The 25,532-nt window shown below is 35.3% G+C and carries 22 protein-coding genes; 10 read left to right on the forward strand and 12 right to left on the reverse strand.

Going from position 1 to position 25,532, the window contains the following annotated elements:
* Nucleotides 1-135: 135 nt before the first annotated feature.
* Nucleotides 136-780 (forward strand): NAD(P)-dependent oxidoreductase, encoded by a 645-nt coding sequence (locus tag NHE85_RS02635; RefSeq protein ID WP_252809399.1) that lies wholly within the window; start codon nucleotides 136-138, stop codon nucleotides 778-780.
* Nucleotides 781-878: 98 nt separating this feature from the next.
* On the opposite strand, the gene NHE85_RS02640 is transcribed toward NHE85_RS02635, so the two are convergent.
* Both NHE85_RS02640 and radC read right to left on the reverse strand, forming a co-directional pair.
* Nucleotides 879-1,253 (reverse strand): hypothetical protein, encoded by a 375-nt coding sequence (locus tag NHE85_RS02640; protein ID WP_252809401.1) that lies wholly within the window; start codon nucleotides 1,251-1,253, stop codon nucleotides 879-881.
* A gap of 83 nt (nucleotides 1,254-1,336) precedes the next feature.
* Entirely contained in the window at nucleotides 1,337-2,035 is a 699-nt protein-coding gene (gene radC / locus NHE85_RS02645) for a DNA repair protein RadC (RefSeq protein ID WP_252809403.1), read from the reverse strand.
* A gap of 94 nt (nucleotides 2,036-2,129) precedes the next feature.
* Here radC and NHE85_RS02650 point away from each other — a divergent pair, with 94 nt between their 5' ends.
* Complete coding sequence (locus NHE85_RS02650; RefSeq protein WP_252809405.1) at nucleotides 2,130-2,735, forward strand: DUF1287 domain-containing protein; 606 nt, start codon at nucleotides 2,130-2,132, stop codon at nucleotides 2,733-2,735.
* 690 nt (nucleotides 2,736-3,425) lie between these two features.
* Here the strand turns inward: NHE85_RS02650 and murC are convergent.
* Together murC and NHE85_RS02660 are read right to left on the reverse strand one after the other, a co-directional pair.
* Nucleotides 3,426-4,784, reverse strand: coding sequence for a UDP-N-acetylmuramate--L-alanine ligase (murC, locus tag NHE85_RS02655; RefSeq protein ID WP_252809407.1), 1,359 nt, complete (start codon nucleotides 4,782-4,784; stop codon nucleotides 3,426-3,428).
* Nucleotides 4,785-4,907: 123 nt separating this feature from the next.
* Entirely contained in the window at nucleotides 4,908-7,052 is a 2,145-nt protein-coding gene (locus tag NHE85_RS02660) for a S46 family peptidase (RefSeq protein WP_252809410.1), read from the reverse strand.
* 211 nt (nucleotides 7,053-7,263) lie between these two features.
* Between NHE85_RS02660 and NHE85_RS02665 the strand changes: the two genes are divergently transcribed.
* Both NHE85_RS02665 and NHE85_RS02670 read left to right on the forward strand, forming a co-directional pair.
* Nucleotides 7,264-8,013 carry a nucleotidyltransferase domain-containing protein gene (locus NHE85_RS02665; protein WP_252809412.1) on the forward strand — a complete coding sequence of 250 codons (750 nt, stop codon included), beginning with the start codon at nucleotides 7,264-7,266 and terminating at the stop codon, nucleotides 8,011-8,013.
* Between the two features lie 4 nt (nucleotides 8,014-8,017).
* Nucleotides 8,018-9,076, forward strand: a complete 1,059-nt coding sequence (locus NHE85_RS02670) for a DNA polymerase beta superfamily protein (protein WP_252809414.1) — start codon at nucleotides 8,018-8,020, stop codon at nucleotides 9,074-9,076.
* Between the two features lie 21 nt (nucleotides 9,077-9,097).
* Here the strand turns inward: NHE85_RS02670 and NHE85_RS02675 are convergent, their stop codons facing one another.
* Nucleotides 9,098-11,104, reverse strand: a complete 2,007-nt coding sequence (locus NHE85_RS02675; RefSeq protein ID WP_252809417.1) for an LTA synthase family protein — start codon at nucleotides 11,102-11,104, stop codon at nucleotides 9,098-9,100.
* A gap of 219 nt (nucleotides 11,105-11,323) precedes the next feature.
* A complete protein-coding gene (gene obgE / locus NHE85_RS02680) occupies nucleotides 11,324-12,334 on the reverse strand; it encodes a GTPase ObgE (RefSeq protein ID WP_252809419.1) in 1,011 nt (336 codons plus the stop codon).
* Between the two features lie 143 nt (nucleotides 12,335-12,477).
* Between obgE and NHE85_RS02685 the strand changes: the two genes are divergently transcribed.
* Entirely contained in the window at nucleotides 12,478-13,212 is a 735-nt protein-coding gene (locus tag NHE85_RS02685) for an MBL fold metallo-hydrolase (RefSeq protein WP_252809422.1), read from the forward strand.
* Between the two features lie 55 nt (nucleotides 13,213-13,267).
* Here NHE85_RS02685 and NHE85_RS02690 read toward each other — a convergent pair whose 3' ends face one another.
* The 4 genes from NHE85_RS02690 to hpt form a co-directional block, all read right to left on the reverse strand.
* On the reverse strand, nucleotides 13,268-13,687 hold the full coding sequence (locus tag NHE85_RS02690; RefSeq protein WP_252809424.1) for a hypothetical protein: 420 nt from the start codon (nucleotides 13,685-13,687) through the stop codon (nucleotides 13,268-13,270).
* A gap of 268 nt (nucleotides 13,688-13,955) precedes the next feature.
* Complete coding sequence (locus tag NHE85_RS02695) at nucleotides 13,956-15,233, reverse strand: hemolysin family protein (RefSeq protein WP_256474493.1); 1,278 nt, start codon at nucleotides 15,231-15,233, stop codon at nucleotides 13,956-13,958.
* A gap of 15 nt (nucleotides 15,234-15,248) precedes the next feature.
* Entirely contained in the window at nucleotides 15,249-15,821 is a 573-nt protein-coding gene (locus NHE85_RS02700) for an adenylate kinase (protein WP_252809426.1), read from the reverse strand.
* A 25-nt stretch (nucleotides 15,822-15,846) separates the two neighbouring features.
* Complete coding sequence (hpt, locus tag NHE85_RS02705; RefSeq protein ID WP_252809427.1) at nucleotides 15,847-16,374, reverse strand: hypoxanthine phosphoribosyltransferase; 528 nt, start codon at nucleotides 16,372-16,374, stop codon at nucleotides 15,847-15,849.
* Between the two features lie 188 nt (nucleotides 16,375-16,562).
* Between hpt and NHE85_RS02710 the strand changes: the two genes are divergently transcribed.
* Together NHE85_RS02710 and NHE85_RS02715 are read left to right on the forward strand one after the other, a co-directional pair.
* Nucleotides 16,563-17,837 carry a sorbosone dehydrogenase family protein gene (locus tag NHE85_RS02710; RefSeq protein WP_252809429.1) on the forward strand — a complete coding sequence of 425 codons (1,275 nt, stop codon included), beginning with the start codon at nucleotides 16,563-16,565 and terminating at the stop codon, nucleotides 17,835-17,837.
* 77 nt (nucleotides 17,838-17,914) lie between these two features.
* Nucleotides 17,915-19,993, forward strand: a complete 2,079-nt coding sequence (locus tag NHE85_RS02715) for a TonB-dependent receptor (RefSeq protein ID WP_252809431.1) — start codon at nucleotides 17,915-17,917, stop codon at nucleotides 19,991-19,993.
* 4 nt (nucleotides 19,994-19,997) lie between these two features.
* On the opposite strand, the gene NHE85_RS02720 is transcribed toward NHE85_RS02715, so the two are convergent.
* On the reverse strand, nucleotides 19,998-20,612 hold the full coding sequence (locus NHE85_RS02720) for an acyloxyacyl hydrolase (protein ID WP_252809433.1): 615 nt from the start codon (nucleotides 20,610-20,612) through the stop codon (nucleotides 19,998-20,000).
* A 235-nt stretch (nucleotides 20,613-20,847) separates the two neighbouring features.
* On the opposite strand from NHE85_RS02720, the gene NHE85_RS02725 reads away from it, so the two are divergent.
* The 3 genes from NHE85_RS02725 to NHE85_RS02735 all read left to right on the forward strand — a co-directional run bounded on the left by NHE85_RS02725 (nucleotide 20,848) and on the right by NHE85_RS02735 (nucleotide 24,202).
* Nucleotides 20,848-22,290, forward strand: coding sequence for a T9SS type A sorting domain-containing protein (locus NHE85_RS02725; RefSeq protein ID WP_252809435.1), 1,443 nt, complete (start codon nucleotides 20,848-20,850; stop codon nucleotides 22,288-22,290).
* 238 nt (nucleotides 22,291-22,528) lie between these two features.
* Entirely contained in the window at nucleotides 22,529-22,915 is a 387-nt protein-coding gene (locus NHE85_RS02730) for a hypothetical protein (RefSeq protein ID WP_252809437.1), read from the forward strand.
* 42 nt (nucleotides 22,916-22,957) lie between these two features.
* Nucleotides 22,958-24,202 (forward strand): cation:dicarboxylate symporter family transporter, encoded by a 1,245-nt coding sequence (locus NHE85_RS02735; RefSeq protein ID WP_252809439.1) that lies wholly within the window; start codon nucleotides 22,958-22,960, stop codon nucleotides 24,200-24,202.
* A 2-nt stretch (nucleotides 24,203-24,204) separates the two neighbouring features.
* Here NHE85_RS02735 and NHE85_RS02740 read toward each other — a convergent pair whose 3' ends face one another.
* Nucleotides 24,205-25,488: an MFS transporter gene (locus tag NHE85_RS02740; protein ID WP_252809441.1), complete on the reverse strand. Its 1,284-nt coding sequence runs from the start codon at nucleotides 25,486-25,488 to the stop codon at nucleotides 24,205-24,207.
* Between the last annotated feature and the right edge of the window lie 44 nt (nucleotides 25,489-25,532).

Genomic DNA, 25,532 nt, shown 5'->3' on the forward strand with positions numbered 1-25,532 from the left:
AATTAAATATACTTTAATTTTACGCTATCAGAATGTCTTTATAAAATATAATAACAAGTAAAAGCCTTGCTTTTATACCTGCAGTCAAAGTAGAACTTAGCGGGAAATAATTATTATGAATTTTATAAAGAATATATGGAAACTACTATAAAAATAGCCGTAATAGGCGGTACCGGAAAATCAGGGAAATTTTTAATAAAGCAATTAGCCTCACAAAACATTGCTTATAAAGCCCTCGTCAGAAATCCGGAAGATTTCGAAACCTACGGCAGTAAACCCGAAATTATTAAAGGCAGTGTAACAGACTATCAATTGGTATTGATGTTATTAAAAGATTGTGATGCTGTAGTAAGCATGCTTGGTATGGGTATTTATCCTAATCCCACCAACATTTTTAGCGCTTCTACAAAAAACATTATCAGGGCAATGTACGAACTTGGTATTAAAAAATATATAGTAACTACAGGGCTCAGTGTAAATACACCTTTTGACAACAAAGGGGTAAAATCTAAAACGGCTACTGAATATATGTTAACTCATTATCCCGAAACTACACTTGATAAGCAGGAAGAATATGCAATACTTGCCAAAAGTGATATTGACTGGACTATGATTAGATTACCAATGATACAATTAACGGGCGAAGAAATCCCTATTGATATCAGCCTTGAAGATTGTCCCGGTGATAACATTAGCGCAGCTTCACTGGCGTTGTTTGTTATAGAACAGCTACAAGAAGATACTTTTATAAAAAAAACGCCTTTTATAGCTAATATTTAAAACAAAACTGTGAACCTTTTGGTTCACAGTTTCTATTTTGATTGATGATTATTCTAAAACTATAATTTCCTGTTTAGGATTTTTCATTCTTATTTTAACTAGACTATAATGCCATTCACCTCTGATTTTGTCAGCAATAACATCCATTTCCCTTTACCTTTTTTACCATTTACTCTTACAGACAGCTTTACTTTCTGGTTATTATTTCTATAATCAACAGTACTTTCCAGTATAGCCATTTTATCTACATCCGAAAGCCGGCCTAATACTTTTTGTACCTGTTCATTATCATTACATTTTTCTATAGCTTTTTTATAAAGAACCTCATCTTTAAAAGCCGTTGCAAAATTTGAAGCATTACCAGCAGATCCCAATAGTAATACAGCCAATAATACTAGTAAAAAACTAAAAGGAACAAACCATTTCCAGTTACGTTTCAGCCAGCTTTTATCTTCAGATGTTTCGTTACTCATAATATCCCTTTTAAAAATAACGACTGAACGCAGATTTTGTTACAGGAAATAGTAAAACAAATCTTATATAGAAGATTAATCTTTTAAAGCATTCCTTCATCAGCAAAACTTAAGTACCCCGTTTCGGTTACAATAACATGATCCAGTACATTAATACTTAATGCCTGTCCTGCAGATTTTAGCTGTCGGGTTATTTGTTTATCGGGTTCACTTGCCTGTAATGCTCCTGAAGGATGGTTGTGCACTAATATAATTCCTGTTGCATTTTGTTCTAAAGCGGTTTTGAATACAATACGAACATCTACTACAGTGCCTGTAATTCCGCCTTTGCTCAACTGTGCCTTGTAAGTAACCTTATTAGAATTATTAAGGTATAATATCCAGAATTCCTCATGCGGGAGTTCGCCAATTAAAGGCTGCATAATTTCAAATACTGCACGGCTGGAAGTAATACGCTTAAGATCAACTCCTGCCTCATCGCGCCTTCTTCTACCCAATTCCATTGCAGCGGCAATAGTAATAGCCTTAGCTTCTCCTATACCTTTAAAATCCATAAGCTGTTGCAGACTTTGTTTACCTAATGCATTGAGATTGTTATCTACACTGGCCAATATACGCTTACTTAATTCTACTGCACTTTCGTTGCGGCTGCCGGAACCAATAAGTATAGCTATAAGTTCGGCGTCACTAAGCGCTGATTTCCCTTTAAGCATAAGCTTTTCACGTGGCTTATCATCTTCAGCCCAGTATTTAATTGAGAAAGTTCCCTGGTTCCCCTCCATAATAAAGATTGTATGCTACTAATGTAATAAAAAGGCTACTTACAGATATACTATAACTAATAATTATTTCGTTTTCCTATTAAACCACCTCATTATGAAACACTTATTATTACTACTATCTTTAGTTTTTCACCCTCCTCTCCATTATGAGAAAAAAGTGATTACTAAACCATCCGTTCAAAAAGATTTTTATGAAAAACTCTGTGATGCTGCGGTAGCATTAACCAAAGATAATGTAGAATACGATCCGGCTTATTATGCTATCCCTTATCCTAACGGTGATGTACCAAATGACAAAGGTGTTTGTACTGATGTAGTAATAAGAGCATATAGAAAACTTAGAATAGACCTTCAAAAAGAAGTGCACCTTGACATGAAGCAGCATTTTGAAGTATATCCTAAAACCTGGGGTTTAAAAACGACTGATACTAATATAGATCACAGAAGGGTACCTAACCTTGAAGTTTTCTTTAAGCGAAAAGGAGAAGAAAAAGCAATAACCCAAAATGCAGCAGATTATCAGCCCGGTGATATTGTGACATGGCGTCTTAATGGAAAATTACCCCATATAGGTATTGTAATAAATAAAAAATCAATATCAGGCAGATATAAAATAGTACATAACATTGGCTACGGACAGGTAATAGATGATTGCCTGTTTGACTATCCTATTCAAGGGCATTACCGGTATAAAAAATAAAAATCAGGCTGCTTAACCTACAGCCTGATAAAAAAAACGATGATAACCATGTTCCACGATCATAAGGTAAAGTAATAAACTCTTTTACTATGCCCTGACCAGGCATATCATAAAGAAATCATAGCAATTTCTCCCATTCGAAAATAGTATTCATTACAAACCATAACCGGAAAAATCACCGAAAAAAAATGCTTTAAATAAAACAGGGCTATAAAGATATTAATGTAATACCCTAAATTCACCCATAATCTTTATGCACCTGTTTTAAAAATTTTATAATTATAAAAAAGGAAAAGGGCTGCTTAAACTATGCTAAACCTAATATTACAATAATATGCAGACGCACTACTTTCTGCATATCTAAAAGCAGCCCAAATCCTAATTTCTTTCACTAACATGTGGCATCATTAGTTTTAACAGTCATACTTTAAACTATGGTAACTGATCTTAACCTTAGTATTTCCCTCTCGGTTATTTTCCGCAAGATTAGCTAATATTTTATTTAGAATTTATAGCTTCACGCAGAAAACAATTGGAAAAAAAGTGACAAAACACTGGTTTTTAAGCGACATACAGCTAATAAATATTTGATTATCAAAAAAATAAGCCACCAATTATTCATTACCGCAATGCAATAAAAAAAGCCCCGTTACATAATTGCAACAGGGCTTTTTAAAAGTGATTTCCTTATTAAATAAGTGTTTTAACTTCGTCAAAATTGAGTCCTCCATAATTTCCGGAACTCATAAGCAATAAAGCTACGCCTTCTGTCCCATATTTAAGTTCATAGAGATATTCTTTAAACGCTGCCGGGTTGGTATAGATAATTAAATCCTCACGATTAAAAGCTTTCGCTATCTGTTCATAAGTAACTTCTTCAAGCTGTTTTATCTTTACTGCATCGGGCGAATAAAAAACTACAGCAACATCTGCATTATCCAGAGCGCCTTCGTACTCCTTTAAAAACTCTGCATTAAGACTGCTGTAAGTATGCAGTTCAAGGCAGGCAATAAGTGTTTTTTCAGGATACTGTTCTTTCACTGCTTTTGTAGTAGCAACCACTTTGCTTGGTGAGTGCGCAAAATCTTTATAAGCTACATTTTTACCATTTTCAGCAATTTTTTCAAGGCGTTTGCTTGCACCTTTAAAGCTGGCTATAGCTTCATAAAAATCGGCTTCATCTACACCCATATTCTGACAGATCCATTTCGCTCCTGCAAGATTATTAAGGTTATGTGCTCCAAAAACTTCGATAGGCATAGCACCCTCCGGTGTTTCAAGATAGGTAACTCCATTCTGCACAGTATAATCAGGAGTATGATAAGGCAGTTTACGTATAGGATTTGTAGCTGCTTCTGCCACACGTTTTACTTCAGGATCATTTTCGTTATATACTAAAATACCTCCGTTTGTAATTTTTTCAATAAAAATTTCAAACTGTTCAACATAGTTTTCATAAGTCGGGAATACATTGATATGGTCCCAGGCAATACCGCTTATCAAAGCTATATTTGGCTGGTACAGATGAAATTTAGGCCTGCGATCCATAGGTGAAGATAGGTATTCATCACCCTCAAGCACAATAAAGTCGTTATCTTCAGTAAGATGAACCATCGTATCAAAACCTTCAAGCAGGGCACCTACCATATAATCTACATCTATATTATGATAATGCATAACATGCAATATCATACTTGTAATAGTAGTTTTACCATGAGAACCACCTATTACCACCCGGGTTTTATTTTTAGACTGTTCGTAAAGAAATTCAGGATACGAATAAATTTTAAGTCCCAGTTCCTGAGCCTTCAGCAATTCAGGATTATCTGCTTTGGCGTGCATTCCTAATATTACAGCCTCAATATCGGCAGTTATTTTTTCAGGAAACCACCCCATCTCAGCAGGTAATAATCCTTTCTTTTGAAGTCGGGAAAGAGAAGGTTCAAAAATGGCATCATCGCTGCCTGTTACCTGATATCCTTTTGAGTGAAGTGCCAGTGCAAGATTGTGCATGGCAGCACCGCCTATAGCTATAAAATGTGTACGCATTCTTATTATTTCTTAAGATGTCAAATGTAGCCAAAATGATAGAATTAATTACTGCTAAACAAAAAAATCCGCCCCTCAGTGAGGAACGGATCTTTCAATATGAACTTAATTATATAATCGAAATTATTTCACGATTGTCATTTCGTCAACTATGTGTTTTGCATTTGAGTACTTGTCTATAATCCAAAGTACGTAACGAATATCTACATTTATAGTTCTTTGCAGGTCTTTGTCAAAAATAACATCTCCAGCCATAGCTTCAATGTTACCGTCAAAAGCAAGACCTATAAGCTCACCTTTACCGTTAAGTACCGGAGAACCTGAGTTACCACCTGTAATATCATTATCTGTAAGGAAGTTTACAGGCATATAACCTGCTTTATCTGCATACTGACCGAAATCTTTTTGCTCATAAAGATCTAATAATCTTTTTGGCAGGTCAAATTCTTCATCATTTGGTTTGTATTTTGCTACTTCACCTTTCATAGTAGTATAGTAGTTTTTCTTAGCGTCATTTCTCTTATCTTTAGGAAGCGCTCTAACTTTACCATATGTTAAACGAAGCGTACTGTTAGCATCAGGATAGTATTTAGCATCCGGATTTGCCTCTCTCATACCCTCTACAAGTAAACGGAATGCTTTAGAATATTCTGCATCAAGTTTTTGCTGCTCTTCAGACTTAGCCCTGTATTGATTTAAAAGATCTGTTGACAGTAAATATAAAGGGTCGTTTTTCAATACCTCTATATTAGGATTAGCCATATAAGCCTCTAAAGTTTCTTTTGAAGCAAATATACTTTTTGCAAACGCATCGTTGATATATGCTGTATAATCGTAATTATTTTCCTTACCTATTTTTGCAACAAGAGGTGCTATTTCATATCCGGTAGATTTTGTTGCATATAAATGTAATTGTGCAGCAAGAACATCTTTTTCTATTGGCTCATACATTGTACCATATGCCTCATCAATATAAGCTTCAAGGTCTTCTTTCATAGCTGCCCTTCCAGGCTCGTTAGCATTTGTATATTGTTCAAGACCCCGGCCTAAACTATAAGGTGTTACTGCAAAAGCACTTGTTCTAAGCATACCTATAAGATAATTATCCTGACGTGCCTTTTCATTAGTTTTAGCATAATAATTGTTTATTGTCGCAATTACATCACCATATTTAGCTTTATTTTCAGGTTTATTAGCCCATTTATTAAAATCAGCTTCTGCTTTGGCTTTTGTAGCTGCGGTTTTATGTTTAGTAAGCGCATCTATCATTCCCTGACGGTTTTTCCAGTAGTTAGCTACCTGAGCATATTTTGAAGCATAGTTAAGGCGCACTTTGTCGCTCTTATCCATGTACACTTTCATTTTATCCATTCCCAGTTTAGACGACTCAACCCATGCAGGATAAGCAAACTTAACATTTTGCTCTATACCGGCAGCCGGCATCCAGCGGTTAGTACGGCCGGGGTAACCAAGAATCATGGCAAAATCGTTTTCCTGAACACCTTTTAAACTTACCGGAAGGTAATGTTTAGGTTTAAGCGGAACATTGTTTGGGGAATATTCTGCAGGACTACCATCTGGATTTGCATATACGCGAAACATAGAGAAATCACCTGTATGACGAGGCCATTCCCAGTTGTCTGTATCTCCACCAAATTTACCAATACTTTCAGGAGGATTACCTACTAAACGAACATCGTTATAATCCTGATAAACAAAATAATAGTATTCATTACCCTGAAAGAAAGGACGAACAGAAACTACATATTTACCGTTTTCGCTATTTTCTTTTTCAATAACAGCACTTTCCTGTTGTATTGCTTTTTCTCTTTCGGCTTCTGTCATAGAAGGATTTACTTTCCCAAGTATTCTTTTTGACACATCATCCATTCTTACAAAGAAACGGACAGAAAGACTTTTTGGTTTAAGCTCTCCCTCTCGGTTAGCAGCCCAAAATCCATTTTTAAGCCAGTTTGCTTCAGGACTGGAAAGTTCAGCAATAGCTTCATAACCACAGTGGTGATTAGTAAGCACAAGACCATCTTTAGATATGATCTCTGCAGTACAGCCTCCGTCAAACTGAACGATAGCATCTTTTAAACTATGGTTGTTAATGCTGTAAATCTCTTCAGAGGTTAACTGCAGTCCCATTTTTTCCATATCCCTGTGGTTAAGACGCTCAATAAACATCAGGAACCACATTCCCTCGTCCGCTCTTACAGGAAGAACCATAAGCGACATGGTAAGGAATAAAATTAATTTTTTCATTTGTTGTGGATAAAGTTAATAGTTGTAGTTAATAGTCACTACAAGTTCATTATTGTTACAGTGAATGATTAACTATTTTAAGTTTAGTGGTGCGAATATACTTTATTTTGCGAATTTGGTAAAATTATACGCTGATAAATCAAGAATACCATAGTTTATATGCAATGAGTAATCTAAAAAATATTGGTAAATTCGTCAAAATTTAAACTAAATGAGCCAACTTATAACTGATAAATTGAGATTTACTGCAGAGGAAAACAAAATAACTATATTACATGCTGTGGAATCAGGCAGCAGGGCCTGGGGCTTTGCTTCTCCTGATAGTGACTATGATATACGGTTTATTTATAAAAATGAGCCTTCGTGGTATTTATCACTATGGGAGAAAGCAGATGTAATCGAATTCATGACTGATCAGGATCTTGATGGCTCAGGTTGGGATCTTGCCAAAGCATTAAAGCTTCTTGCGAAATCTAATGCCCCACTAATTGAATGGTTATATTCGCCTATAGTTTATTATAGTAATGATTCATTCGTAAAACAGATGCATCTTTTTGCTGCAGACTGCTTCTCTCCTATTGCAACGCTTCATCATTATTTGGGTACTACAAAAAACTTTATGGAAGCATGTAATTTAGAACACGTTAAACTTAAAAATTACTTTTATGCTTTAAGAACAGCACTTGCGGGAAAATGGATTATTGAAAATAATTCTTTTCCTCCTGTAGCATTTGACGATCTATTACCTATTGCTCCTTTAGAAATTCAAGAAAAAACGATTATGTTAAGGGAAATAAAAGCTGAAAAAGAAGAAAAATATTTGCATCCAAAAGATGAGATTATAACTGATTTTCTATTGAAAACCATTAATAACAACCAGGAAAAAGCTTCATCTCTGAATCCTGGAAAAAAAATAAATTCAAAGCTTGAAGATTTTTTCAGAGCAGAAATAAAACAATAACTAAATGACAATTGAGGATATAAAAAATAAAGGACTTATTTTATTGGAAGTAATATCCGGAAGTAAATCATTTGGCCTTAACACTCCAACTTCTGACACCGATATTAAGGGTGTATTTTATATGCCAAAAGAAAAGTTTTTTGGTCTTGAATATATACCTCAAATAAGTAATAAAACTAATGATATAGTATATTATGAAATTGGCCGCTTTGTAGAATTACTAATAAAAAACAATCCTAACATATTAGAAATCCTCGCCACTCCCGATGATTGTATAATATATAGACACCCTATCTGGGAGAAATTAAAAATTGAAGATTTCTTGTCTAAAATGTGTAAAGATAGTTTTGCCGGTTATGCTATTACTCAAATTAAAAAAGCCAGAGGACTTAAAAAGAAAATTGTTAACCCTATTCCTAAAGAAAAGAAAAGTATACTCGATTATTGTTTTATACTTTCAGGTAATAATTCACTTCCATTAAAACAATGGCTTGAAGAAAACAAAATGACACAGGAGCAATGTGGACTTGTGAACATACCCCATGCAAAAGGAGTATATGCTTTATTCTATGATACAAAAAAAATATTAGGCTATAAGGGAATAATGCAAAAAGACATATCCAATGAAGTTTCAGTTTCTTCTATCAATAAAGGTGAAATAGCATTAGCACATATGTATTTCAATCAGGAAGCCTATTCTTCTTATTGTAAAGAATATCGAGAATATTGGCTATGGATTGAAAAGCGTAATGAAGAACGCTATAATACAAATAAGAAGCATGGAAAAGATTACGATTCTAAAAACATGATGCATACTATAAGGTTGCTACAGTCTGCTAACCAAATATTCACGAATGGTAAAATTAATATCCGTGTAAGCAATCGTGAGGAACTTTTAGATATTAAAATGGGAAACAAGGATTATAACTCTTTATTAAAAATGGCAGATGATCTTATTGCCTCCATTGAGAAACACTATATAACTTCTCACCTTCCCGATCATCCTGATAAGGAAAAAGCAGAAAATATACTTATTGATATACGAGAAAAATTATATCGATAGAATATTATCTGCTACTCCTATTTACTTTTTAGTAATCATAGCCAGCTTTTTACTCTTATCAGGTTCCGGTAAATAATCCCGTTGGCTTACATGGGTATAATATTCCTGTACAAAAGCTTTAAACCTTTGTATATTCTCATCATCTTTTTGTGTTTTTCTTTCAATAAGATTGTTATGCCCTAAGGGATCTTTCCTGTAATCAGATTTTACCAAAACGTCTTTTTCATTAAACAAATAATAATATTCATCTGTAATAAAATTAAAAGCACTGTTAGAAAAATTTACAGCAAAGTGGTTTTTAGAATCTTCCCTATTAAAATGATCTTTACCAAAAGCGAAATAAGGTTTGTCATAATCCAGCATACCTAATAATGTAGGCATAATATCAATATGCTGCATTACCTTATCATCTTTAGCTTTCATATTACTACCCGGCTTAAAGAAAAAAATAGGAATTGTATAATCATGAGGAGCTTTACTGAACTTTTTACTATCAGCACCAGATGAATGATCGGCAGTTATAATAAAAAGCGTGTTTTTATACCAAGGTTCTTTTTCTATACTCTTAAAAAATTCGCCAAGGGCATAGTCCGAATATTTTATAGCGCGGTGAATAGGCATTGTACCCTCACTAAATTGCTTGGGCAATCCCGGAGGTATAGCATAAGGATGATGTGACGAAAGTGTAAAAAATGTAGCAAAAAATGGCTTGTTGCTGTTAGCCATCTTATTTATTTTTTTATGTACAAAAGGCATAAATTTATGATCCCATATACCCCATTTACCATCAAAATCTTTTTTTCCGTTCTCTTCTTCATATTCATTTCTCGAGTAGAAATTTTTAATTCCGGTATTCTTACCAAATGACACAAACCCCATTGACTCTTTTACAGCTCCATGAAAAAATGCGGTTTCATATCCCATTTCATTCATACATGCCGGTAAGGCATAATAAGGTGCTACCGAATTAGGCAGCGAAAGAAAATGCTCTTTAAAAGATGGGATAGATGCCCATATTGCTGGCAATGCATCTATAGAGCGGGCTCCGTTCTGATGCCCGTTTGTAAATAAATAACCTTGCTGAAATAAAGAATCTAAAAAAGGTGTATTTGTTTCCTGATCGGGTTTAAACTGGTCTGAAAGGCTTTTAATATGTGCTTTACCAAAACTTTCTAGTATTATTACGAAAACATTTGTTTTCCTGTCAATATCAAATTCTTTAGAGTCAATAATTTTGTGCGTGGTAGGATAAATATTTTCTGCTATGTTATCATCAAAATAATGCAATGACGGTACGTCTTTGGATTTATTTAAAGTTCTGATAAAACAAAACGGATTACTAAGTATTACTGAGGTATGTGTAGGATTATCTGTGTATAAAAAAGCATCATTCATACCTATTGGAAATGATGCTGCCGAAAAAGTTGCCCCTCTCACAAAAAAAATAACAACAATAGTCATTACAGCTAGGTAGGCACTATTAATTGTATAATATTTTTTGTTGTTTTTTGGTTTGAAAATCATATTTTCACTGCCTTCGCACGAACATTTGTAGCCCTGATATAAAATAACCAGTAAAAGGAAGTAGAAAACAAAGCCATACCAATAATCAACCACAAAATCGGCAAGTAAGGGTATAAATGCATCTTCTCCTAATAGAAAAAAATCACCTAATACTATTCTGGCCTGTTTAAAAGGATAATAAAATATATCGGCAACGTTTACCAAAAGTCCAAGACCATTTGTAACCATAAAAATCCAGAATAAAGTTTTTTGATAGCCTTTCTTTTCCCTAAAAAGAAAAGGAATAAGAGAAAGAAATATAAACAGCATATTAAGGTATATTATGGAAACCGTGTCAAACATCAAGCTCCCCCTTAAAAGACTTATAATATCCTTTCTATATATAGGATCTATAAGATTATTATTAAAATAATAAAAGGCTAAGCGGCACAGCATAAATACCACATATACTATAAACAATCTTATAAGTAAAACAGTCAGACTGTTTTTATAATTGAATTTCATATTATTAAAATCACTTAAGTAGCATTATTCTACTTATTTTTCGGCACAAAGATAAATTATTTTGTTAAGCAATTGTTAACATTTTACTGTAATTTTAAATTAGAGTTAACATTAACCTATTGAATATTAGTTTAATATAAATTATAAAATTCAAATATTTTCTATAAAAGAGAAGAGGCGCTGTACAGCGCCTCTTTTCTTTTATAGATATGTTTTTTATTATTCAGTTTCAGCATTAAGCATCTGCCAAAGTTTATCTTTAAGTTCTGTAAGCCCTTGCTGTGCCACGGATGAGATAAACATATACGGTATCCCTTTAAAATCTTTATCAAGCTGCTGCTTCATTTCTGCTTTAAGCTCATCATCAAGCATATCAGCTTTAGAAACTACCACCAGCCTGTCTTTATCAAGCATTTCAGGATTATACCTTCGCAGTTCATCTAATAAAATATCATATTGTGCTTTAATATCTTCCGCATCTGCCGGCACTAAAAACAATAATGTTGAATTACGTTCAATATGCCTTAAAAAGTAATGCCCAAGCCCTTTACCTTCTGCAGCACCTTCAATAATTCCGGGTATATCTGCAATTACGAATGACTGAAAATCCCTGTAGGCAACAATTCCTAAATTGGGTTTTAAAGTTGTAAAAGGATAATCTGCAATTTTAGGTTTAGCAGAAGTAAGCACAGAAAGCAATGTAGATTTGCCCGCATTTGGAAAACCAACAAGGCCGACATCTGCAAGCACTTTGAGTTCTAGTATAATGTCACGCTCTTCTGCCGGCATTCCCGGCTGTGAATAACGGGGCGTCTGGTTTGTAGAACTGCGAAAGTGCCAGTTCCCTAATCCTCCTTTACCCCCTTTGGCTACAATTTGCTTTTCACCATCTTCGGTAATTTCAAAAAGTATTTCGTTTGTTTCCTTATCGCGTACTACTGTTCCCAGCGGTACTTCAATATACTTATCTTCACCATCAGCACCTGTACTGCGCGCACTTCCTCCATCACCACCATGTGTAGCCTTAATATGCCTTGCAAACTTCAAATGATATAATGTCCACAGTCCTTTATTACCTATAAGATAAACATGGCCGCCACGGCCGCCATCACCACCATCAGGACCTCCCTTTTCTATAAACTTTTCCCTGTGTAAGTGTGTAGATCCCTTACCTCCTTTACCGGAAGACACATATATCTTTACATAATCTACAAAATTTCCTTCTGTCATTCTTTCCGATTAAAATGTTTACTGTTTGTGGTTGCGGATGCAAAAGTAAGTTATTTTTATGAATTTGCCTATTTACGCTATTTCGCGCAGCATGTGTTATTAATTAATGTTCATTTATTACCTTGCGGTAAATGAATTAAAACATGAAGATCATACCACTCAATGAGGGCATATTTGCTGTAACTAAAACAAAAATTTTTACAGCTATAAACCGTGAGGAAGTTGAAACAGCCGATCCGGCATTATTAAAAATGGCAATTTGTCCTTTTTTAATTGAATTACCTGATGACCTTATATTATTAGATTCAGGACTTGGAATATTTAAGGATGGAAAACCGATTATTATACAATTGATCGAGGAGGCCGGCTTTACAGCAGAACAGGTAACAAAAGTTTTACTATCGCACCTACATAAGGACCATATTGAAGGGATCGGGCAAATTACAGATAATGGTTTCACATCTAATTTTCCGAATGCAAAAATATATTTTCAGCAAAGGGAACTTGATTACGCACTTACGCAAACTGAAAGCCATTCCTTTAATCAGGATTACATTAAAGCATTGCCATCATTACCCAATCTGGTTATTATGAATAATGATAAAGGTTCTATAGGAGAATATATAACTTATGAAGTTACTGGAGGGCATTCTCCTTTTCATCAGGTGTTCCGGATAAAAGAAGATAACACTACCGCTTTTTTTGGTGCCGATAACCTTCCTCAAAAAAGTTACCTAAAGTTTCATATAGCTTACAAAACCGACTATGAGGGTAAAAAAGCCATGGAGTTACGACAAACATGGGAGCAAAAGGCAAAAGCAGAAAACTGGACCGTATTATTTTATCATGACTTTAGTAAAAATAGCAGAACCCTATAAAATAATAAAACCGGTGACTATTTACCGGTTTTATTATTGCTTATTATTTTATTTACTATTTGTAAGTAATACCAAAATCTGTATTTGTCTGAGAATTTTTAGTTTCTTCAACAGTGATCTTCTTAATTTCCAATTTAGGGCCATAACCTTCTGAAATAGCTAATGAATTTTGAAGGTCTTTTGGCATTCCTTCCAATATAGCTTTAAGTTTTGCGCTACCTTCCTTCATAAGCTTTCCATATTCATCAATATATTTATCTCCTGCATCAAGATATTTCATCGCATCAGAATATGCCTGATCTTTTTTTGTCTCAATATCTTTTAATTCCTCTGTATCTTTACTTAATTTTTCTGTATCAATTTCAAAAACATCTTTGACTTCTTTAGCATTTGCTGTTAATTGACTCAAAACATCAGTCGCTTTAGCAGTAGTTGCTTTAGATTGAATAAATAAAAGATATTCAGCAGGAACCACATTTTCAATTTTATAATTACCCTGAACATCCGTTGTTGACTCATACGTAGCAGGTTCAGCACTTTTATCAATGTTGTAAAGCTTAACTTCACTACCAGCATCAGGCTTATTACCTACATAATCATTGTACTTATAAAATACATTTCCTGAAATTGAACCAGGATCTTTACTACATGCAATAAGTGCAAAAGCAGAAACTGCTAAAGAAAAATTTTTTTCATGTTAATTTGGTTTGTTAATTGTTAATATAATTGGTTAAAAATTTAAACTACTCTTTAATTGACCTCACTTTTACCTTGTCAATTTTAACTCCATCCATTTTTACTACTTCAAGCTCATAAAGATTCCAGGCAAGTTTTTCACCTTCTTTAGGTATATATGACAATTCTGTCATGACAAGGCCGCTTACAGTAGTTACCTCATAATCGTTAGTAAGATCATCAAGGTCAAAATAGGTTAAAAAGTCATGTAACGGATAATGTCCGTCAACAAGCCATGTGCCGTCTTCATTTGCAACAAGCCTGAATTCATCTTCGTAAAAATCAGATGCATCTCCTACAAGAGCCTCCAGAATATCATTTAGTGTAATTATTCCCTGGAATACACCATATTCATCTGTAACAAGCGCATAATGCACCTTTGTTTTTTTGAATATCTCAAGGGCTTTATAAGCCGAAGTATGCTCAATAAGGTAAACGGGTTCTTTTACTATTTCTTTAAGTATAAAGTTTTTTCTGTCGTAATTAGCAAAGATATCTTTTAAAAGCACAATACCTATAACATCGTCAAGGCTTGCACCATCAATTACCGGATATACCGAGTGCAGCTCCTCCAGCATTATTTCACGGATCTTTTCATTATTGGCATCAGTAGATAAATAAGCTACCGACTTTCTGTGTGTCATTAACGAATTTACCTTACGGTCTCCAATATGAAACACGCGCTCCATAATATCATGTTCTATCTCCTGTACCTCTCCCCCTTCAGTTCCTTCTTTAATGATGGCTTTTATTTCCTCTTCTGTTACTTTACCATCTGCCGAAGGGCGGATTCTGAAAACCTTTAATAAAAAATCAGTAGATGAGGTAAGCAGCCAAATGAAAGGAGCTGTAATTATAGAAATGTATTTCATTGGTATTGCTACCATTTTTGCAATGGTTTCAGGAAAATTAAGGCCTATCCTTTTAGGAAGCAGCTCCCCCAGAACCAATGAAAAAAATGTTAGTATTACCACTACTACACCTACTGCAATATTTTCTGCATAAGGTTTTAAAACTTCAAAACCCTCTATAAACAGCTTTACATCGCCCGTGACTTTATCACCAGAATAAATACCCGTTAAAATACCGATAAGTGTAATGCCTATCTGTACCGTAGAAAGAAATTTATTTGGCGCATTTGCCAGATCTAACGCAGCCTGCGCACTGGCATTCCCTTTTTTTGCAGCGGTTTCAAGGCGGTTTTTCCGTGCAGAAATAAGTGCAATCTCAGACATCGAGAAAACACCATTCAAAATAATCAGGAATAATATTATTGCTATTTCCAAGCGGTGTGTTTTTAGTTATAGCGTATCGATTACTGTACTTAACCGATTAGTAATTTCAGATATTTCACCAATTCCGTTTACAGCATGAAATTTACCCTGCGCTTTATAATATTCAATTAACGGAGCCGTTTTTTCGTTATACTCCTGGTAACGGTTTCTTATTAGTGCTTCGTCCTGGTCATCAGCACGGCCGCTGGTTTTACCTCTTTCAAGAAGGCGTTGCACAAGCACCTCATCATCTGCCTCAAGTGCAATAGTAGCCGTAACATTCCATCCTTTTGATTTTAAGAAAGCATCAAGGGCATCAGCCTGTTCTGTAGTACGTGGAAAACCGTCAAAAAGAAATCCTTTAGTGTCCGGATTTTTTTCTATTTCATCCTGAAGCATTTTTATAGTAAGTGCATCCGGAACAAGCTCACCCTTGTTTATATAAGATTTTGCCTCAAGTCCCAGCGGAGTTTCGTTTTTAATGTTATAACGAAAAATATCCCCGGTAGAAATATGTGTAAGGTTGTATTTTGTTTTTAAGAACTCTGCCTGTGTGCCTTTTCCTGCACCCGGCTTTCCAAATAGTACGATATTGATCATTTTATATTTATGGTTGTATGTATTATTATTTTAACTGATAAACTTCTGGCAGATTTCTTCCCAGCCCATCATAATCAAGCCCAAAGCCCACTATAAACTTATCGGGTATTTTAAAACCTATATAATCCAGCTTTATATCCATCTTATAAGCATCAGGCTTAAAGAACAGTGTTGCAATTTTAAGCTGTTTAATATTATGCCCTTCAAATATATTTTTTAATTCTGCTACAGTATTCCCTGTATCCACTATATCTTCTATCACAACAACAGTTCTGCCTTCCAGATTTTGATTAAGGCCTATAAGCTGCTTTACCTTATTAGTTGTAACTGTACCTTCATAAGAAGCGAGTTTTACAAAACTCACCTCACACGGCCGCGTATATTTCTTCACAAAATCAGACATTACCATAAACGATCCGTTAAGCACGCCTATAAAAACAGGTATTTCACCTTTAAGATCTTCTTCTGCCTGTAAGGCCATTTTGGCTATAACCGCATCTATTTCCGCAGCGGTTTTAAAGGGTACAAAATGCTTATCATGAAGCTTTATCACTAGTTTTATGAATATATTTAGATTACAGAATAGTTTGCAAATATACTAATTACCCATTAGCACCTTACATATAAATGTTATTTTCCCATAATTTTAAGAATGTTAAAATACAATTAATAATCAAGGCTTTAGAAACATAAATAAGTAATTTCGGGTATATAACATTTATTATACTTATAGTTATTTCCATGAAAACATCAATACTTACAATATCTCTAATAGGGATATTATTAGCAGGTTCGTGTAAAAATCAACCTTCAAAAGCCGAAAAACAGGAAGCAAAAGCACAGGGGAGTACTACAGTTACGACTGCCATTGGCGATTTAACGCTTCCCCCTCCTTTCGAAACCGAATCGGTTAGTAAACGCAATAGCATGAAAGACTGGCCGGAAGGCCAAATACCAAAAGCCCCTGAAGGTTTTACAGTTACAAAATTTGCAGGCGATCTTAACAACCCACGTAATACTTATATTGCTCCAAATGGCGATATTTTCGTAGCCGAATCAGGTACTTCGGGGAGTGAAGACCAAATCACAGTTTTTAGAGACAAGGATAAGGATGGAAATTTTGAAACCCGTGCTGTTTTTGCCGAAAAACTAAATCAGCCTTATGGCATGCTTATACTTAAAAATTATTTTTATGTTGCCAATACGGATGGTTTATACCGCTATCCGTATAAAGAGAATGATTTAAAACTAAATGGTAAAGGTGAAAAGATTGTAGAATTGCCTGCGGGAGGTTATAATAACCACTGGACAAGAAATCTTATAGCAAATGCTGACGGATCTAAAATATACATCTCTGTAGGCTCCGGAAGCAATGTTGCCGAACATGGTATGGAAAATGAAGTGCGTCGCGCCAATATACTGGAAGTAAATCCGGACGGCACAGGAGAACGCATTTATGCAAGTGGATTGAGAAATCCTGTAGGTATGGACTGGAACCCTGAAAGTAATGAATTATGGACTGCCGTTAACGAACGTGATGAGCTGGGTGACAATCTTGTGCCTGACTATATTACAAGTGTAAAAGAAGGAGGTTTTTATGGCTGGCCATATTCTTACTACGGACAGATTGAAGATCCCAGAATGAAAGGCCAGGGTAAGGATTTAGTTGCCAAAGCCCTCGTGCCTGATGTGCCTGTTGGAAGCCACACTGCATCACTTGGGCTTACATTTTATAACAAGGGTAATTTTCCTGCCAAATATAAAAACGGTGCCTTTGTTGGCCAGCATGGTTCATGGAACCGATCTGTGTTAAGCGGATATAAAGTATTGTTTGTACCTTTTAAAAATGGTAAACCATCCGGCAAACCACAAGATTTTTTAACAGGGTTTATTGCAGATGAAAAGAAAGCACAAGTTTACGGCCGTCCGGTAGATGTTACTGTTATGAACGATGGCTCATTGCTTGTAAATGATGATAGCGGAAATACTTTATGGAAGGTAAGTGCTAACAAATAAAAACCAACAACTTATTTACTAAAATTCCTGTAGTTAAAGCTACAGGAATTTTTAGTTTATCATTTTAAGATCTTCCAATGATAAAAAAACTATTTATCAGTATAATTCTTAGCTACACATCCGTTGTGTTTGCACAACAACAGGATAGTATATCTTCAAACAAGGTATTAAAAGAGGTAATAATAAGCAATTATCATATTAACGACAGCCTTCTTAATGCACCTGCGTCAATAAGTGTATTATCTTCGGCAGAATTGCAGCGTAATAACAACTCAAATATCGCAGCGTCGTTCAATACAATTGCAGGAGTATTTATGCAAAGCGGTGCAATTAATACTAATAGAATTTCTATACGTGGTATTGGTGCAAGAACACCCTACGGGACTAATAAAATCAGAGCTTTTTACGGGAGTATTCCATTAACATCAGGAGATAGCGAAACAACTATTGAAGATATAGATATTGAAATACTCGATCAGGCAGAAATAATTAAAGGACCGCTTTCAAGTATTTACGGCGCTGGTCTTGGCGGAGCAATAGTACTTAAACCAAAGTTAGCTATCGAAAAAGGAAGCCGTGCCGCCATAAGTACTACGCACGGATCATATGGGTTAACAAAGAATACCGTAAGCTACAACATGAACAAAAAGAAAGGAAGCCTGAATTTAAGTTATCATACGCTTGATATTGACGGTTACCGTGAAAACAGTGCTTATAACCGTGAGGGTATTACGCTGGCTGGTGAACTTTTTCGTAAACAAAACAGTAAGATGACATATTTTGGCAATTATACTTACTTAAAAGCATACATACCCAGTTCTATTGACGAGGATACTTTTAACAACAATCCCAAAGCTGCAGCTCCTACCTGGAAGGCTTCAAAAGGCTATGAACAATACGACTCATATATGGGCGGGCTTTCCTATGACTGGCATGCCGCTTCATGGTTAAAAAATTCAACATCGGTATTTATCAATTCGAAAAAAAACTATGAACCAAGACCATTTAATATTCTTACCCAAAATACAACCGCATGGGGTGCAAGAACTCAGTTTTTTGGAAATTTAAAATTAAGCGGTATAAAAACTGAATTTATTACAGGTCTTGAATATTTTAATGATGGCTTTAAAGGAGGCACTTTTGTTAATCAATACGAGGACAATAATGGCAACGGAACATTGCAGGGCGACAGGATTACAGGAACCAGACAAAAGCGTAATTTTATAAATGCTTTTGCGCAATTAAGATTGCAGCTATCAGGAAAATTTGAAATACAGGCGGGAGTTAATTATAACAAAACCAGATTTGAATTAGAAAATACATATCCTTTACAATCTGTTTCATCAGAAAACTACAGCTACAAGGATATTTGGTCTCCGCAATTATCATTACTATTTAAACCTTCAAAACTGCAAACTATTTATGCATCTGTAAGCAGGGGCTTTTCAATGCCTGCTATAGAAGAAACGCTTACAGCAAACGGTAGTATAAACCCGAATATAAAACCTGAAAACGGCTATAATATTGAGGCTGGCAGCAAATTATATCTATTAGACAGAAAGCTATATACTGAAGTGACATTATACCACATGCAGATTAAAGACCTATTGGTTGCTCAACGTGTTGGTGATGACCAGTATATAGGGGTTAATGCAGGTAAAACACTGCATCAGGGTATTGAGGCTGCTATAAATTACCGCCTTACTATTAACCGTTTGGCTATAACACCATATGCATCTGCATCTATAGGCAATTATGAATTTAAAGAATTTTTAAATAATGGTGTTGACTATTCGGGTAATAAACTGACAGGAGTTCCGTCAAAAAAAATCAGCACAGGCTTTACCTTACAAACAAATTTTGGATTTTACCTGTCTTCAGATTATTACTATGTAGACAATATTCCTTTGAATGATGCTAATTCCGCCTATAGCAAAAGTTATAATTTGCTAAATGCAAAAACAGGCTATCGTTTTAATTTATTTAAAGGATTTACATCTCATTTTTCGGCAGGAATAAATAACATAACCAACACACATTATGCGGGTATGATTTTAGTAAATGCCACAGGGGTAAACGGAGCCCAGCCAAGATATTATTATCCGGGACAGCCTGTAAATTATTATATCAATATTTCCTTCAGCTATATATTTTAACGGGTTACAATTGCACTATTATACCAAAAGCAATATTATGTGTATTAAATCCTGCATTTGAAGCCTGAAGTCCCGCGTTTGAAGTATGGCGCACATTTGGACGAACATCCAATGCAACATTTCCTATTTTATAAGTAACACCTAAAGCAAAAACATCGCAAAATGCAAAACCCTTAGTAAGTCTTTCCGTTTCTGTATTAGTTATCATTGGCCCAACATTTCCCATTGCATATATACTGAAGCTTTTTGTAAAATTATGCCTTGCAAAAAAAGCCACATTTAAAATATATTCCCTTATGTCTTTAAGTTTCATGTAAGCCTCCCTTTTTTCTTCCGAATTAGGATCATCGGGTTTTACAAAGTAAAAGTTTTTAAGCCTGTGCGTAGCAAAATTTACTTCGGGCTGCAATGCAACCTGATATTCCCATTTTTTACCGGGATTAAGGCTGTAATATATCTGTGCCTGTATATACCTGTTGGTATAAGTATAATCGATATTTTTAAATTCACTGCCAAAGCCCGTTGCAAGGCCAACGGAAAGTTTAGATGGTTCTTTTTGTTCCTGGGCATACATACCTGCACAGCAAAAAAGCACAAATAGGAAAGATTTGCGAAACATGTTTGTTTTGTTTTGGTTGTTATAAATATACAAATTTTAACATTCCGACAAATACCTCATGATTTAAATAGAAGTCAAGCCACACCTTCCTTATGAAAATGTAAATCAGTAACATATATAAAACAGGTCACACTTTATGTGCAGGCATGTCACACTTTGTCCTGTCTTATTAAAAGGCTTTTAGAATATATAGGCAGTAATTTGTAAATGATTAACAAAAAACAATTGTACTACTATGAAATCAACTTTATTCACAATTCTCTTTCTTGCTTTTGCATGGACTGTAGGCGCCCAGGCTCCTACTATTGAAGGAGACATTATGCTTTGCCCTGATACCAATGGCACCGCATCAATTACAAATGACACACAATATGACTCTTACCAATGGTACTGGAAATACTGGTTTTTAAATGATGACTATGTAGCTATAGACGGCGCAAATGAAGCATCATTTACGTACGACTGGTATACCTACGACCAGGCATTACTAAAAGTTGTGGTTACAAAAGACGGAGAGACATTTGAATCTAACGCTATACAAATTGACAGTTACAATTGGGCGGGCTTACTTATTATGAATGAATTACAAGGAAATGTTCATTTTGAGTTTAATGAAGAAACTTTAGAGCAACGGTATGTAATGTGTAACGGAGCTAAAATTGTGCAGACTGTATTAGAACCTTACGTAACGGCACAATGGTATAAAGATGGCGAGCCAATAGAAGGAGCAACTTCATTAACATATATTATAACTGAGCCAGGGGCTTATTACGTAGTTGCTGGTGTAGAAGTATGCCCTGACGCTACAACTACCTCTCAGGTAGTTAATGTTGTTGCAAGCGAAGATTGCGGACCGGCAACACCTTCACCTCTTGTTATCCAGGGAGATACTATGCTTTGCCCCGACAACAACGGACTGGCTTTTGTAACTAATGCAGTAGGTTATGATACCTACCAGTGGTATGCTAAATTTTCAGAAGAAACAGAATTTGAAGCTATAGACGATGCAACGGTAGCATCTTTTAACTATGACCAGGCAACTTATGGTGATGCTACAATAAAAGTAGAGGTTACTAAAGATGGTGAGACCTATACATCTAACGAATTAGTGATAGCTACTTATGATATTGCAATTTCTTTTGATTCTGTACCTAGCGAGGGCGTTACGGAAGAAGATTCAGTTTATTTTATTTGTGAAGACGACTCTGTTACTTTTACAATACCCGGCAACGAAGAAGACTTTATTAACATACAATGGTATAAAGACGGACTTCCTATTGAAAATGCTTACGGAATGAGCTACACGGCTACCGAGCCCGGAGTATATCACCTTGATGCTGCTATGACAGTTTGTACAAACAACATACTAAGCACTGCTGATAATCCGGTTACGCTTAGTCCTAAAGAAGGTTGTTTCTTAAGCGTTAATGACCCTGAGTTTGCAGCTATGGTTAAACTTTACCCTAACCCGGTAAGTAATATACTTAACGTTACACTTCCGGAAAACACTTTACTGCAAGACTACAGCATTATAGATCTTACCGGTAAAACATTAATGAATGGTAAAGTTGATGCTTCTGTAGCAGCTATAAACGTGGAAAGTCTTTCTGCAGGCACATACATTATAAAATTAAACAGTACGCAGGCTCAAACTGTAAAAATGTTTATTAAAAAATAGTTTTTATGTTTTTAGAGTTTAAAAACGGAGCTTTAGGGCTCCGTTTTTTATTTGTATTTTTCAGAAAAAATAATCTGTGGACACCATTTTTTACAATAAAATAGTAAATAGCACCGCGCACAGACCTATAAGGGATTTACTGTCGAACGAGGTATTGAATAGCAAAATCCTGTTACCAGATTTAATAGCCATTGCTTTTGATACTGAAGATAAAAACCATCATAAAGCCTGCTGGATATTGGAATTAGTGTTTGAAAATAAAATTGAGTGGTTAGAACCTCATCTGGATATATTTTGCGAAACGCTGACTCATTTCAAAAATGAAAGTGCCTTACGTTCAATCGCTAAAATATGTCTTTTTACCTGCGAACATGACCTGAAACACCAGGGATTTTTTAACCAAAAACATTTACAGAAAATTACAGAAGCCTGCTTTGACTGGCTGATAAATAATGAGACTAAGGTTGCAACAAAAGCCTATTCTATGCGAGTACTTTTTATTTTAGGCAAAAAAGAGGAATGGATACACCCTGAATTAAAAAGAATAATAGCAGAAGATTCAGCTAAGCACACAGCCGGATATAAAGCTGCCGCAAAAGATATATTAAAAAGAATTAGTAAGTAAAGCAGCAGTAACTGTTCAATATTAAATTTATATATTCGGCTAATGAAACCCGCTATAACTGAAACTCCTCAAAAAAAGCAGCCCCTGCTTTACAAAATAATAACCAATCTTACATTCTGGGTTTTAATAGCTATTATCTGTGGAATTCTGCTTGGGCATTTTTACCCTGATAATGCTGTAAAAATGAAAATAATTGGAGACAGTTTTATAGACATTATAAAAGTATTTATAGTCCCTATTATCTTTCTAACCATTGTTTTGGGCATTAGCGGCATGGGTAATCTGCGAAAAGTAGGGCGCATAGGAATAAAATCGCTTATTTATTTTGAGATAGTAACCACATTTGCATTAGCAATAGGCGTTGCTGTTGCCTATATTATACAACCGGGTAAAATTGATAAAGCCGGACTTAACATTGAAGATGCCGGCAAATTCACATCAGGAGGCAGCAGCAGCTTTAACTGGCTGCAATTTTTCATGGACAACATTACATTGCAGGTACTGGTGGTTGCAATAATTACAGGTATTGCATTGAGTTTCTATTCTAAAAGAGAAAAAGCTGTTACATTGCTTTATAAAATATCCGATTATGTATTTAAAGCGCTTAAAATTGTAATGTACCTTGCTCCGCTTGGAGCTTTTGGCGGAATGGCATATACGGTTGGCAAATTCGGGCTGCATACCTTATTGCCTTTAGGAAAGCTTATGCTTACTGTGTATGTTACAATGGCAATATTTATATTTGTTATACTCGGCACTATAATGCGCTACTACAAATTAAGCATACTAGAGTTTATTAAATATATTAAGGCCGAATTGCTTATTGTTTTAGGGACCTCATCATCTGAAGCTGCACTGCCAAACATTATGGAAAAGCTTGAAAAAATGGGATGCAGCAAATCGGTAGTAGGATTAGTGGTCCCTACAGGCTATTCCTTTAATCTGGATGGGACTTCTATATACCTTTCCATGTCGGTTATATTTTTAGCGCAACTCTATAATGTTCATCTTACTTTTGAAGAGATACTTACCATTATAGGTTTACTTATGATAACTTCAAAAGGCGCTGCAGGTGTAACCGGAAGTGGCTTTATAGTACTTGCCTCTACTCTTACAGCTATTCATAAAATACCGTTGGAAGGGCTAGCCTTTTTATTAGGTGTAGATAAATTTATGAGCGAAGCACGCGCACTTACTAATTTTATAGGCAATGGAGTTGCTACAATTGTTATATCTAAATCGGAAAATGAATTTGTTGATCCCGCGAATCCAAGAATTGAAGAGTAAAGTTATTCTTTATGCTCTTCATCATCAAAACCAAACCTGCGTAATTGCGGGGCGCTAAAAAATGTAATAGCAATAACACCAAGTGTTAAGCATCCTCCTGTTACCACTGCCCTTACAGTACCCAGCCAGTGTGCCATAACACCACTTTCAAAATCACCGAGTTCATTAGACGAGCTTATAAATATAGTATTTACAGATGCTACACGCCCGCGCATGTGGTCTGGCGTTACAAGCTGTAATATGGTACTGCGCACTACTACACTAACAGCATCAAACATACCCGACAGCAATAAAAACGCAAATGAAAGAATAAAGTTCGTTGAAAGTCCAAAACCTATTATACACAAAGCAAAACCCGTTACGGCTATAAACAGTTTTCTCCCCGGGTAGGTTTTTAACGGCAGAAAAGCCAATATTGCCAGCGTAAGCATAGCCCCTACTCCGGGTGCAGATCGCAGCAGTCCGAAACCAACCTCATCTACATGCAATATTTCTTTTTGATATACAGGCAATAAGGCTACAGCACCACCAAACAATACCGAAAACATATCCAGTAATTGTGCACCTAACAACGCCGGTGTTTTTAAAACAAATAGTATTCCTTGTGACAGGCTTTGTAAAACAGGTTCTTTTTCTTTTTTAAGAATTGGTTTTGTTTTTATAGACAACATGGGTATTAACAACAGCAAGAGAATAACAACAACACTAAACATACCTGCCAGAATTCCGTCTAAAGCAATAGCCAATCCTGCAGCCAAAGGCCCTAACATAGAACCCGTTTGCCATGCCATACTGCTCCAGCTGGTAGCGCCGGGAAAATGCTTTCGGGGAACGATTAATCCAAATAGAGAAAATACCGACGGCCCCATAAATGAACGGATAACACCACCGCAAAAAACAAAAAAATAAATACAATATAAAGTTGTGTTTACTCCAAGTTCATTTAATGAAAAAGGTGTTGTGAGGGTAAAAAGGCTCACTGCTAAAAGAATATATCCGGTAATACAGAAAAGCACCATTTTACGCTTTTCGTTAAGATCTACAAAATGCCCTGCAAACAAGGAACAGCCTACAGCAGGAATCACTTCGGCAAGTCCCACAAAACCCAAAGAAAGCTTATCATTAGTAATATGATAAACCCAATAATAGATAATGGTGATTTGCATATTAAGGGAAAAAATCAGCCCAAAACGTATGCTTAAAAAAGATTGAAATTCTTTTAACTTTAAAACCGGATTTTTACCAAAAAATCCTTTCCCTGATTCCTCAGGCAATTCATTTTCCAATGTACTACATGCTATTGGTTACTAAACACAAATATACCTGATTT

The organism is Flavobacterium sp. NRK1 (assembly GCF_024054175.1).
Lineage (GTDB): Bacteria > Bacteroidota > Bacteroidia > Flavobacteriales > Flavobacteriaceae > Flavobacterium.

Bases quoted from the DNA above. Each gene is read 5' to 3' on its own strand.
- NHE85_RS02635 (WP_252809399.1), top strand. From the start codon at position 136: ATGGAAACTACTATAAAAATAGCCGTAATAGGCGGTACCGGAAAATCA.
- NHE85_RS02640 (WP_252809401.1), bottom strand. From the start codon at position 1,253: ATGAGTAACGAAACATCTGAAGATAAAAGCTGGCTGAAACGTAACTGG.
- radC (WP_252809403.1), bottom strand. From the start codon at position 2,035: ATGGAGGGGAACCAGGGAACTTTCTCAATTAAATACTGGGCTGAAGAT.
- NHE85_RS02650 (WP_252809405.1), top strand. From the start codon at position 2,130: ATGAAACACTTATTATTACTACTATCTTTAGTTTTTCACCCTCCTCTC.
- murC (WP_252809407.1), bottom strand. From the start codon at position 4,784: ATGCGTACACATTTTATAGCTATAGGCGGTGCTGCCATGCACAATCTT.
- NHE85_RS02660 (WP_252809410.1), bottom strand. From the start codon at position 7,052: ATGAAAAAATTAATTTTATTCCTTACCATGTCGCTTATGGTTCTTCCT.
- NHE85_RS02665 (WP_252809412.1), top strand. From the start codon at position 7,264: ATGAGCCAACTTATAACTGATAAATTGAGATTTACTGCAGAGGAAAAC.
- NHE85_RS02670 (WP_252809414.1), top strand. From the start codon at position 8,018: ATGACAATTGAGGATATAAAAAATAAAGGACTTATTTTATTGGAAGTA.
- NHE85_RS02675 (WP_252809417.1), bottom strand. From the start codon at position 11,104: ATGAAATTCAATTATAAAAACAGTCTGACTGTTTTACTTATAAGATTG.
- obgE (WP_252809419.1), bottom strand. From the start codon at position 12,334: ATGACAGAAGGAAATTTTGTAGATTATGTAAAGATATATGTGTCTTCC.
- NHE85_RS02685 (WP_252809422.1), top strand. From the start codon at position 12,478: ATGAAGATCATACCACTCAATGAGGGCATATTTGCTGTAACTAAAACA.
- NHE85_RS02700 (WP_252809426.1), bottom strand. From the start codon at position 15,821: ATGATCAATATCGTACTATTTGGAAAGCCGGGTGCAGGAAAAGGCACA.
- NHE85_RS02710 (WP_252809429.1), top strand. From the start codon at position 16,563: ATGAAAACATCAATACTTACAATATCTCTAATAGGGATATTATTAGCA.
- NHE85_RS02715 (WP_252809431.1), top strand. From the start codon at position 17,915: ATGATAAAAAAACTATTTATCAGTATAATTCTTAGCTACACATCCGTT.
- NHE85_RS02720 (WP_252809433.1), bottom strand. From the start codon at position 20,612: ATGTTTCGCAAATCTTTCCTATTTGTGCTTTTTTGCTGTGCAGGTATG.
- NHE85_RS02725 (WP_252809435.1), top strand. From the start codon at position 20,848: ATGAAATCAACTTTATTCACAATTCTCTTTCTTGCTTTTGCATGGACT.
- NHE85_RS02735 (WP_252809439.1), top strand. From the start codon at position 22,958: ATGAAACCCGCTATAACTGAAACTCCTCAAAAAAAGCAGCCCCTGCTT.